The organism is Clostridia bacterium, assembly GCA_014360065.1.
GTDB lineage: Bacteria > Bacillota > DSM-521 > Neomoorellales > JACIYF01 > JACIYF01.
The window spans coordinates 1-10891 of record JACIYF010000084.1 but is presented as its reverse complement, the minus strand read 5'-3'; the positions used below and the strand labels follow the sequence as shown (position 1 = coordinate 10891).

Annotated in this window: 14 protein-coding genes; all 14 read right to left on the bottom strand. The window is 51.9% G+C overall.

Going from position 1 to position 10891, the window contains the following annotated elements; translation table 11 throughout:
* A partial coding sequence (locus tag H5U02_11165) for a TPM domain-containing protein (protein MBC7342981.1) occupies positions 1-410 on the bottom strand: 410 nt, incomplete at its 3' end.
* Positions 411-461: 51 nt separating this feature from the next.
* Positions 462-1022 carry a LemA family protein gene (locus H5U02_11160; GenBank protein ID MBC7342980.1) on the bottom strand — a complete coding sequence of 187 codons (561 nt, stop codon included), beginning with the start codon at positions 1020-1022 and terminating at the stop codon, positions 462-464.
* 60 nt (positions 1023-1082) lie between these two features.
* Positions 1083-2102, bottom strand: a complete 1020-nt coding sequence (locus H5U02_11155; GenBank protein ID MBC7342979.1) for a WYL domain-containing transcriptional regulator — start codon at positions 2100-2102, stop codon at positions 1083-1085.
* A gap of 13 nt (positions 2103-2115) precedes the next feature.
* Positions 2116-2511 (bottom strand): hypothetical protein, encoded by a 396-nt coding sequence (locus H5U02_11150; GenBank protein MBC7342978.1) that lies wholly within the window; start codon positions 2509-2511, stop codon positions 2116-2118.
* A 69-nt stretch (positions 2512-2580) separates the two neighbouring features.
* The gene (gene tadA, locus H5U02_11145) at positions 2581-4278 is read right to left on the bottom strand and encodes a Flp pilus assembly complex ATPase component TadA (GenBank protein ID MBC7342977.1); all 1698 of its coding nucleotides are present in this window, start codon (positions 4276-4278) and stop codon (positions 2581-2583) included.
* Between the two features lie 52 nt (positions 4279-4330).
* Positions 4331-4894 (bottom strand): type 4a pilus biogenesis protein PilO, encoded by a 564-nt coding sequence (gene pilO / locus H5U02_11140; protein ID MBC7342976.1) that lies wholly within the window; start codon positions 4892-4894, stop codon positions 4331-4333.
* Positions 4894-5451 (bottom strand): hypothetical protein, encoded by a 558-nt coding sequence (locus tag H5U02_11135; GenBank protein MBC7342975.1) that lies wholly within the window; start codon positions 5449-5451, stop codon positions 4894-4896. The genes pilO and H5U02_11135 overlap by 1 nt, the downstream gene beginning before the upstream one ends.
* 5 nt (positions 5452-5456) lie before the next feature.
* Positions 5457-6491 (bottom strand): pilus assembly protein PilM, encoded by a 1035-nt coding sequence (gene pilM / locus H5U02_11130; GenBank protein ID MBC7342974.1) that lies wholly within the window; start codon positions 6489-6491, stop codon positions 5457-5459.
* 43 nt (positions 6492-6534) lie between these two features.
* The gene (locus H5U02_11125) at positions 6535-7704 is read right to left on the bottom strand and encodes a hypothetical protein (protein MBC7342973.1); all 1170 of its coding nucleotides are present in this window, start codon (positions 7702-7704) and stop codon (positions 6535-6537) included.
* Between the two features lie 17 nt (positions 7705-7721).
* Positions 7722-8267, bottom strand: a complete 546-nt coding sequence (locus H5U02_11120; GenBank protein ID MBC7342972.1) for a prepilin-type N-terminal cleavage/methylation domain-containing protein — start codon at positions 8265-8267, stop codon at positions 7722-7724.
* Positions 8215-8712 carry a prepilin-type N-terminal cleavage/methylation domain-containing protein gene (locus tag H5U02_11115; protein MBC7342971.1) on the bottom strand — a complete coding sequence of 166 codons (498 nt, stop codon included), beginning with the start codon at positions 8710-8712 and terminating at the stop codon, positions 8215-8217. Before H5U02_11115 ends, H5U02_11120 begins: the two co-directional genes overlap by 53 nt.
* Positions 8713-8752: 40 nt before the next feature.
* The gene (locus tag H5U02_11110; protein MBC7342970.1) at positions 8753-9109 is read right to left on the bottom strand and encodes a prepilin-type N-terminal cleavage/methylation domain-containing protein; all 357 of its coding nucleotides are present in this window, start codon (positions 9107-9109) and stop codon (positions 8753-8755) included.
* 82 nt (positions 9110-9191) lie between these two features.
* A complete protein-coding gene (locus H5U02_11105) occupies positions 9192-10403 on the bottom strand; it encodes a type II secretion system F family protein (protein ID MBC7342969.1) in 1212 nt (403 codons plus the stop codon).
* Between the two features lie 281 nt (positions 10404-10684).
* Positions 10685-10891, bottom strand: a 207-nt coding sequence (locus H5U02_11100) for a hypothetical protein (GenBank protein MBC7342968.1), incomplete at its 5' end; no start/stop codon positions are given.

The window sequence follows — 10891 nt, the reverse complement described above, 5'->3', positions numbered from 1 at the left end:
TCCAGGATCCGACCAGCTTTTCCATCGGGTATAGCCCCCTCCAACCCAGACCCTACCTCGATGCGGACCTTGCCACTTTGCCCGGAAAGCATCCTGTCCTTAACTATCAACAGGAGTACTCCATTGTTCTTTTGACGGTCTCCGATACCCCATTGTCTAAAGAGCTCTAGGGCATAGTCTTCAATGGGGTCTTGGCCAATGGTGTCAACCGTCGCCACCACCACCTGGGCCTTGGTGGCAGCGTTAATCTTTTCTCCAATGGCCAGCATCTGCTCCCGTTGGGCAGGGTCGATGAGGTTGGCTTGATCGTACACATAGATATTCTGGGTTGGCGGTGGCGGCACCGGGGTAGCTGCCCACCCAAGCCCTGGTAAAGCAAGGGCCACCGCAAGCGCCAGTACCAGCAGCAGAAAAGCACTAAAAGTCAGAGCCCAATAGCGCTGCACCAAAAACCCCACTTTCTAAAATTTGACTTGAGGTACCTCGCCGGCCCCAGTCTCTTTTTGGAAATAATCTCGGGGTCCAAAACCCAAGAGGTTGGCAAAAAGCACCGTTGGAAAACGGCGGCGGGCCGTATTGTATTTCTGCACAGCATTGTTATAATCGCGGCGAGCCACAGCGATCCGGTTTTCCGTACCGGCCAATTCATCGCTCAGCTGCCTGAAGTTGGCATCAGCCTTGAGGTTAGGATAGTTTTCAGCGATCGCCAGCAACCTATTCAAGGCACTAGTCAGCTCGGCATTGGCAGCTCCTTTCTCCGCTACCGTTTGAGCACCAGCCAGCTTGGCCCGAGCAGCGCTAACATTATCAAAAACTGCCTTTTCATGGGCAGCATAGCCCTTCACTGTTTCTACCAGATTGGGGATCAAGTCAGCACGCCGTTGTAACTGATTGTCGATTTGGCTCCAATTGCTATTTACCTGCTCTTCCAACCCCACCAGGCCATTGTAGCTACTGAAGCCCACCAACAGTAAAACTATAACTAAAGCTATCAGGACAACCCATGCCGCTCGGCTCTTCACCTGGTCAATCCTCTCCCTACCTAAGTTTTATGCCATTTAATCTTATGCCTAATAACTACGCTACTGATCCGGGTTTCCCTGCTTGTCTTCGTAAAGCTTTTGTAAAGCCCGGATCTCTTCTGCCACTTCCTGGCGCAGCGAAGGGGGAGAAATGATCTGGGCATGGGCGCCAAAGCCGATTAGCCAGCGCTTAATATCTCCCAAGCCGCTGACTTTAAGCCGCAGCAATAAGCTACCATCAGGACGAATCTCCACATCTTGGCTAGGGTGCCAGACTCGCTCCCTGATCCACCGGGCTTCATGAGCATCGAAGAGAATGACAACCTCTACTGGTCGGGGTCCACGCTCCAACCCAAAAGCGTCTTTTAGGTAGTCGTGCAGGGAAAAGCTGGCAGGAAAATCAAAACCATCCTCAGTAACCTTTATATCTAGAATTCTGTCCAAGGCAAACGTCCGTACTTCCTTCCGGAGATGGCAGTATCCGATGAGATACCAGGCCCCTTCATAGAAGCGCAAATGGTAAGGGTCAACTTCCCTTTCTGCCACTTTATCGCTACTAGCTGAATAATATCGCATCCAGACTATTCGCTTGTTGGCGATGGCGCCGGCCAAAGCGGAATAAATAGCTAGGACCTTCTCCTCATCGCCGCGGATAGGCTCCACGTTAAAGGAGACTATTTGATCCACGAGGCTCAAGTCTACAGATACCGTCTCTGGAAGTAAAAGGCAAACCTTCTCAAAAGCGCTGCGGATGGGTTCCTCATAAGGTGTCCCGGAATACTGAGACAGTAACTTCTGGCCTAGGTAGAGAGCGATGAGCTCGCCTTCAGTTAAATGCAGCTGAGGCAAAGTAAATTCTTTCTCCCGACCGCCATATGTATAGCCTTTACGAGCGCTATCCCACTCCAGAGGGGCACCCAGCTGATCGCGCATATATGCGACATCGCGTTGGATGGTACGGGTAGTAACTTCTAGCTTCTCAGCCAGCCACTTGATGCTGGGATAACGCCCCCGCCGTACCTCGCGGTCGATAACATAAATCCGCCCGAATCGGGCTCGGTTGAGTCCCCCTGGTGGCACTCTCTTCCCCTCGCTAAGCATGAATTGACGCCAACCAATCCAGCACCTGCCTCGCAGCCTGGGCGCACAACTGCCGGAACTGCGCAATTTCTTCCTGGCTAGCCTGATCGATATGAATACCTGCAACCACAGTGGTCACTCGCCCGGATGCTCGGGCCAATTCCTCTGCCACCGACCGGGCTACCTCATCGTCCTTGTGTCCTAATAAGGCCAAAACCGAAGTGGTAGCGCTGTTTCGGTGGGGATCGCGCAAGCTAGGCCGGGGCTGAGCCAATGCCACTGCACCTATGTGCGGACATTCGCCGCCCTCAATGATTACTACTAATCCATGGGTACCTATGGCTTTGGCATAGATCTCCAGCCGGGTTCGGCCGGATCCAAGTTCAAACCAGTAATCGTGATGGTGCAATCACTCTACCCCCAAAACTTCACCTCAGGCTCATATTAGCATTACTGCTCCTGGCCGTAAAGATAGAGCTCATAAGAAGCTCACCCCAGGTACGCTAGGCGTATCCACCCCTACCAGCTGCGTGCACCTCAATACTTCCTCCAGAGTGGTAACCCCTTGCAATACCTTGTTTAGCCCGTCTTGTTGCATAGTAATCATGCCCTCTTCCACTGCCACCTGCTTGAGCTCGTCCGCAGGAGCACGTTTGGAGATGAGCTCCCGAATCCTAGCGCTAATGGGAACCACCTCGCTGACAGCTGCTCGGCCTTTATATCCGGTATGGTTGCACTGGGTACAGCCTCGCCCCCGGCGCAAAACCACGGGTTGGTCCGGTTCTGCTTGCAAGATTTGCCGTTCCGGAGCATCAGGAGCTAATTCATAACTTTCCGCACAGCGAGTACAAACCAGTCGCACCAATCGCTGGGCTACCACCCCGATTACTGATGAAGCTACTAGGTATGGTTCAATACCCATATCAATCAACCGATAAATGGCACCAATGGCATCGTTAGTGTGAACTGTGCTCAGTACTAAATGTCCGGTCATAGCCGAGCGAATGGCCATAGCTGCCGTCTCCGGATCCCGTACCTCTCCCACCATGATAATATCAGGATCCTGCCTGAGAATGGATCTTAGCCCCGAGGCAAAGGATAGACCAACTTTGGTATTCACCTGCACCTGAGATATTCCTGGGAGCATGTACTCCACCGGATCTTCTAGAGTAACGATATTGCGGGTACGGTCATTTATTCGGCGTAGGGCAGCATAGAGGGTGGTGGTTTTGCCGCTACCGGTCGGACCAGTGACCATAACTAGACCGTAGGCAGAGTGGATAATGGCGCGAAAGCGTTCCAGCGCCTCCGGGTTAAAACCTAGCTCATCCAGTTCTTTTAAAGCCGAGCGCGGATCCAGTACCCGCAGCACTACCTTTTCTCCTAAGACTGTGGGCAATGACGAAACTCGGAGGTCAATCAAGCTTCCATCCACGGTCATCTGGATTCGACCATCTTGGGGAACCCTCTTTTCAGCAATGTCCATTCGCGCCATGATCTTCAAGCGCGACGTAATGGGAGGATGGCTTTGCTTGGGCAGGCTCATCACATCTTGGAGAAAACCATCGAGTCGGTAACGGATACGAAAAGCATCTTCTTCGGGCGAAAAATGGATATCGCTAGCTCCCATCCGCACTGCTCGCTCAATAATCGAGTTCACCAGCCGGATGATGGGGCCCTCTTCAGCTTCTTCTACTGCTTCGTCGGCGCTTAGCTGGCGCAAGGCTGCCTCCACCGGGTAGGGTAAACCGTAAAACTTGCTGATGGCCTCATCGATCTCGGCTTCTGTACTCAAAAGGGGCGTAATCAACAAGCCCGTGCTCATATGCAGGTCATCAAGCGCCGCCAGGTTCAAGGGATCCGACATGGCTACCGACAGCCTATCTCCGGTGCGCTTGACCGGAAAGACTTTATATTTTTGGGCTAACTGTTTGGGAACGATCTCGATGGCTTCATGATCAACTTTTATCTCCTTTAAGTTGACTCGGCTTACGCCCAGCTGGTCTTCCAACGTCTTGATCACCTGATCTTCTGTGAGATAACCTAGGCTGACCAATACTTGGCCCAAACGGGCTCCGGTATCTTTTTGTTTTTGCAGTGCGATTCTCAGTTGCTCTGGCGTAATCTTGCCCTGTTCGACCAAGATTTGCCCCAGAAGTCTTTTTTCCTCAGCCAAGGCTTTCACCCTTCTTTGTGGAGACAAGATGGTGAATTAGCTCAAAAGCATCTTAGGCCTTAGTGGAATTGGCCGTGGCCGGCAATAACAGGTAAACCCTGGCCTTGATCTCGTGCGGTCCAGGTTTAGATGGATCCATGGACAGTACATAATCAGTTACTTCGGTTAGCCGGCTGAAGTTCTCCATCCCTTCGAGAAATCTTAAGGCAGCACCAGGATCGCCGTTGAAAGTAATGTCGATGCTCCAAGTACTATATTTCTCTGAAGGCTTGATTTCCCCACTCTTAAAGCTGGTAATGCTGACGCCGGTCTGCTTGGCTAGGTCGCCTAAAGCATCAATGAGCCCGGAAGCATTACGGGTGGGGCTAAGATAGGCTCTCTGTTTCTCCAGCTGTTGCTGCATTTGCTGGTAACGGGCTTCTAATCCCGCTGGCTGCTCGGCGTAAGGTTTAACCTCCACCCATTTGGCCTTGAGCGCAGCCAGCTCGCTCCGTTGCTTTTCCAGTATCCCATGCTGAGGGAGAAACCAATAATTGAGTAGCAGGAGAAAAACGATTAACATCCCGGAGGCGGTCAATATGATCTTTTCGCGTTCACTTACGGCTGGAGCTTGCACTAGCCTTCGCCTCCTTCATTCTTCTTTAATCCATAAGGAGTTAGCCGGATTTCAAAAGCAACGCTGCCGTCAGGATTGACCCGGAACTCAGCTACGTCCGCCGACCCTAATGTACCCTCCCTTTCTAGAGCCCGAGCGTAGGCCGCCACTAGAGCCTGACTTGAGGTTTTTCCCTTCAAAACCACGACTCCTTGCTGCTGCTGGCTCTCTAGGAGACTAACGCCGGCCGGCAGTAGCGCTTTAGCTTTGGTCATTACTTGGTTCCACTTGGGAATGCCAGCTTGGATCTCTTTGGCCAAGGCCGCTTCTTGGCGAAGCTGCTGATCGATTTGGCGAAGCTGCTGCAAGAGGGCTTGGCTAGCTTGAGCTCCTTCCAGGGCTCGCCGAGTAGCGTTGATCTGCCGGTTGACGTTCCAGATCAAGAGCTGCTGAGCAACCACTAGTAAAACTAACCCCAAACTGATCCATATAACCACAGTAGAGAGCTTTAACTTCCTTGGGGCAAGCGCAGACGATGTCAACTCAGGGCGGTAAAGGTTGAATTCAATTTTTGCCAATGCCCTCACCTCCCGCGCAAGGCCAAGCCAATAGGTACGCTGTAATGGCTTTTAAGCTCATTTACGGTCACCCGATCAATGTTGGCATCGAGTTCTATATATTGCAAGGAGTCGGCCACTTCCACAGGAAGCTGCAAGCGAGACTCTATCTCAGGTGCCAACGAGGCTGGGGTTCCCTCGCCGGTAACCATAACGGCCAATTCTCCCTGAGGACCATACTGGCGGCGATAAAAAGTTATGGAGCGCTCAATGTCAGCTACATAGTCGGCCAACACTTGATCGCGTTCCCCGGATTCCTTGCCAGCAAAGCTGAGCCAACCCCACATCAAGCTCCGATTAAAGCGCAATATCTCCCCTTCAAAAAAGTGAAGCTGAGTCTGGTCGGTGCCCACATGCACCACCAGAAAAACGGCATTGGCTGAGACCGTAGGAGGGCGGCTGGAACGTAAAAGAGCGTAGGCTTCCAAGTCAATGACCCGAATAGATACTCCCCCTAACTCTAGGGCCTTTACAAACTGCTCCAGCTGGCTCCTTCTAGCTGCCACCACCATGATCTCGTCTTTACGATCCTCGGTTCGGCCCACCACCGCATGATCAACAATTAGATCCTCCATGGGAATGGGAAGCTCAGTGGCAGCTTTGTATAGGACCGACTTTTCCTGCTCACGCCGGCTTAGTTTGCGGAAAGTGAAATGGCGAATAAATACAGGCAAGTCGCTAAAAGAGGCAATTACCCCTGTAGGACTGATCTGGTAGCGGCTAAAAAGCTCGGCTATAGCTTGTCCGACTTCCTGGGGATAACGGATGTTGCCTTGGTTTATGGCCCCTTGCGGGGTCAAGATCTCGCCAAAGCGCAGCAATCGCCACTTTCGTCCTCCCCGGCGCAATTGCACTACCCGAATTTTGTACGGCCCAACTGCCAATCCAGTCTGCACCCCAGGGCTGAACGCCAAAGGTTTGCTCTTACCCACAATACTGGCCTTGGGCTTACCATTGGGCGCCGCTACAAGGCTGCCTTGCTTCCTCGCTCCGAAAGCCAATTTCACCGACTCCTTTTTGTTAATTTGGCCTTCTTCATCTCTCCTACGCCTTAGTCTCAACCCACTTCACAATCTTGGGAGGCTCAGTGGTTGTCCAGTAAACGTGAGGCGGGGGGTTACTGACGTCAGAGTCGTACTCTAATTTGACTCCTAGTCCGATGGACACACCTTTGGGTATTAGTGTGAAATTAATGTTCCTCCCTGCAACTAACGTGCCCTTCATACCCTCCAACAGGTTCAGCCCCAACGGCACATTGATATCTTGTCCAGCCACAAATATCCCCCTGGTTTTACTTAGGTGCAGCAAGTTTATGTTTACATCGAAGTTGATGTCTTGGCCAGCTATAATAGTCAACTTTCCAGAATTGAAGAGATCTAACACATCAAGTCCATATATCCAAACATACCCAGTGGCTACCAACGTACATCGCTCCAACTCAGCACTTATTATGGTAGCGTCCCCATCCACAAAAATCAGCCGATCAAGACTGCCTATTGCAAGTAGGGTTACGGAATGATCGAAGTATCGACCAAAATCTTGAGCAGCTCTCCTGTAGTAATCCCAATCTACTGTAGGCTGCAACACGAGTCCAGGCTCGCCCCTCGGTGGACGCCATAAACCTAAACCCAAGATGTCCAACAGGTCAATAAACGTAAAATCGCCTGGATCATTATCATCGGTGCTAACCTTCTCAACAAAAGGAGGCAATAACCCGTTCACCATAGAAATCTTACTGTTGGCATGGACTTCCCCATTTATGTAGATGTTACTTAGACCCGGGATCCCTAAAGCACCTGCGCGAAACTCGTTCTGAGCACAGGCCGCATAGTTGAACGCGTGAGGCAAGGCTTCTGGCTTTAGCTCCACATAAATGCTGGTGTGGGGCTGTCCAGCAACCACTGCGGTACTCTTGATCTCGAAGACCTGTCTTGCACTATCCCATTCCCACTGGTCAAACTTGTAGCCTTGGTCTCCGTCCACTGGTTGGAACTGACCCAGGGTCGGGGTCCAAAGCATGTCCCGCCGCAGCTCCGCCAGCGCCCGCTCGATACCGGATTCGGCCAAGTATTTATACTCTAGGTCCCGCACGCTGAGCTTGGAGGAGCGCCATTCGTTATTGGTAATGGTGACCAACCCGGCACTGAGGACCATAAGCATAGCCAGGCTAATCAGGGCCAATACCAAGGCCGATCCGCGATCATTTTTGATCATTGCCCCTCACCTCCTTGTTAAAGCCTGCGCGAGGCCACGGTCTCTACCGTAACTGGCTGGGTGGCAGCTTGGCGGGTAAGCGTTATCTTTACTGTCTTTACTGTAGTATCAGTATCTTTGGTCACCATCTCAAAGGCACCAGCACTTAGCTTGGAGACCCAGACCTCTTCCTTGATAGTGGTCCCAGCTTGGACTGTCCGGCAAACTAAGCTCAGTGACCCATCCTTAACCTTGAGTTCCAGGTAGATATGAGTATTATCAGTCGCTGTCCGGTCAATGTCCACAGTTTGGGGATTGGGGACGGTAATTGGTCCTTGGGCTTGCTGGATTTGGCGGGCAAAACGATCCGCGGCAAGCTCCAGGTCGCGCTGGGCCTCTACGAAGCTACTGCCCTGCTCCCAAGCACCAATCCCGCCCCGGAACATAGCTACAATGGCCAAGCTGACTATAGCCATTAAGGCCGCTGCCGCCATGACCTCCACAAAAGTGAAACCGCTACTATGGGCCCGGCTACTTGCCTCGTTTCCCCAAAACCGTATAAACTGTGACCTCTTGAACGTCACCTGAACTCCCCTTCCAGCTGACGCTGACCTTAAACTTCACCAGAGTATAACTTGGAACCGAGCCCTCTACCCACCAAGCTTCCACCCGCCTAGTGTAAGTGATATGGCTCCTGGTTACCTGGTCCGTAATAGGCACAAAGCCTGAATCTCGGTTTCCCGGTACGTTATATTGCAGGATGTTTTCGTTCAACAGAGCATCCAAGCCCTTACCCTTTAACCACTCCACCTTCTCCTGGATCAGGTCCCCGGCAATGGCTTGCTCCCGGCTTTGACCAGCCACCCCTAGGGTATTACCGAAAATACCCATAATGGCCACAAACCCCACTACCAGGATAGCTGCCGCCGCCAGCACCTCGATGAGGGAGAAACCATTCTCGCCAGCTATTCCAAAGGAGCGGCGATCACGAAATTGCTTTTTCGCTTTAACCCTGTTGCGAATAGGCATGTCCCTACCTCTCTCGGTGCTTTCCAGAAAAAACCATTGGCTACCTAGAGATGCCAAACTTCCCATCCGCATAAGTCCAAGAACCAGTCTCGCACTTAGGTTTCTTGTCAATATACCCGGCATTTATCAACTCAGTAATCGCAGCGTCAGCATCCGTACCTGTCGGATAACTACCCTTATCGAAATGGTACCTTTCAACTGCCCCTTGTAACATGTTGAGGTTGCTATCATCAGTGTTCTTTTTCGCCGTGTCTAGTGACGCTAGTATCCTTGGCACAATCAAAATAGCCAGGATGGCGATGACTGCTACTACCGCCATGACTTCAAGGAAGGTAAACCCGGCTTCATTTCTCTCCCGGCGACGCTGGGCTTTCCATACTGCCTTCATAATTGACATGTTGGTCCTCCTCCCATCCCTAAAGGTAAAACTTCCCAAAGATAAACTGCTCCCGTACGTCAGTTGTAAAGCTTTTCCACTATCAAGCACCTGCTAGCGCTCCTCCAGCTGCAAATAGCGGCAACATGATACCGGCGACGATGAACCCTACCATGCCAGCCAAAATTAACACCAAAACTGGCTCCAAGAGCGATTTCAGACGGGTAATCAAGTACGAAGCTTCCTTTTCGTTGTAATCGGCAATGTGCTGCAGCATCTCCTCCAGCCGGCCGCTCTCCTCACCCACCCGAACCAGTTGGATGGTGAGCGGGTTAAAGAACCCGGTCTGCTGCAGAGGCCCGGCTATGCTCTCCCCCTCCCTCACCAAGAGTCGTGCCTTAAACAATCCACCCGACACTATCGTGTTGCCAACTGTATCCTCCACCACCTCCAAGGCTTGTAGGATAGGTACGCCTCCTGCCACCAAACTGGACAGGGTGCGGCTAAAGCGAGCCATTATCAGCTCTAGGTTTAACCCGCCGATAATAGGTGCTTTCAGCAAGAAGCGATCCCAAGCCCTCCTGCCCCGGTCGGTTTGTAAATACACTCGCCCACCCCAAACCAGAGCCAACAGACCAATAATGATGCCAGCCAGGTTATGGCGAATAAAATTGCTGCCCCCAATCAGTACCCTGGTAGGCAAAGGCAATTGGGCCCCCATTTCGGAAAACATGGCAGCGAACCTCGGCAGCACCGCCAGTGACAAGAACAAGGCAATGCCAATCGCAAAGCAAACTACCACTACCGGATAGGCAGTCGCTGCCTTGATCTCCTCCTGCAAATCGTGCTCCCGCTCAAAATGCTTGGTAAGCAACTGAAAGGCTTCATCCAAATTGCCCCCGACTTCCCCAGCTCGAACCATGCTTATCAGGATATTGGGCAGTTGAGGCCCGTTTCGTTCCAAAGCCTGCCAGAGCGCATCCCCGTTCTCCGTATCCCGGCGGGCCTGGGAAAGGATCTCTTGTAAGCGTTTGTTGCTAGTCTGCTTTACTACCACCCCTAGGGCTTCGACCAGAGGGATTCCTGCGCCAATCAGCGCTGCCATCTGCCTGGTGAAGAAGGCCAGGTCCTTTAACGAAAGCCCTCGGCCGGTCATGGCGCTTAGCCAGTTGGTCTTGTCCTTGGCTTCTTGAAGAGAAGTGACTGTATACCCACGACCAAACAGCTGATCCAACGCGTGGCGCTGGCTTTCAGCTTCTAGGGTCCCCCGCAGCTTCTTTCCTGAGGTATCAACAGCCTGGTAAGCAAAGAGCACCTCTACCACCCCAAGGTTGAAATGCAAGATATAAGTTATGGTGAAAGGCAGCAAACTTAACTAGGTATCTTCGACATCTAATGATAAATCCCTCTTTTAGGACATTCACCCAATATGATTATTCGGCATATATTACTTAAAGATATAGACCTTCAACCTAATTTACTGAAAACTATAAACTATTTTATGTCAGGATTATAAATGGCCGGTTAGCTGAAGCAACCGGCCATTTATATTCTTTCCAGGCCACTTACTGCTGGTTAATGGAAGCAGCCCTCCACCTACACCTTTTCCACCGCGTCGATAACCCAGATATGATTGGGATCGGGCCCGCCGAACTGGGTGAGGGTAATCCTATACTCGGCACCCTCGTGGGTAACCTCTACTGCAGCTTGGCCAGTAACCTCTTTGCCGCTGGCACCAGTAGTAATGAGCTTCATTACATCCGTCTTTAGGAAGCCGGCGATCCCACCTTCCCGCTTGGCCAC

Coding starts and splice junctions, on each gene's coding strand:
- H5U02_11125 (MBC7342973.1), bottom strand. CDS start 7,704: ATGATCAAAAATGATCGCGGATCGGCCTTGGTATTGGCCCTGATTAGC.
- H5U02_11115 (MBC7342971.1), bottom strand. CDS start 8,712: ATGCCTATTCGCAACAGGGTTAAAGCGAAAAAGCAATTTCGTGATCGC.
- H5U02_11110 (MBC7342970.1), bottom strand. CDS start 9,109: ATGTCAATTATGAAGGCAGTATGGAAAGCCCAGCGTCGCCGGGAGAGA.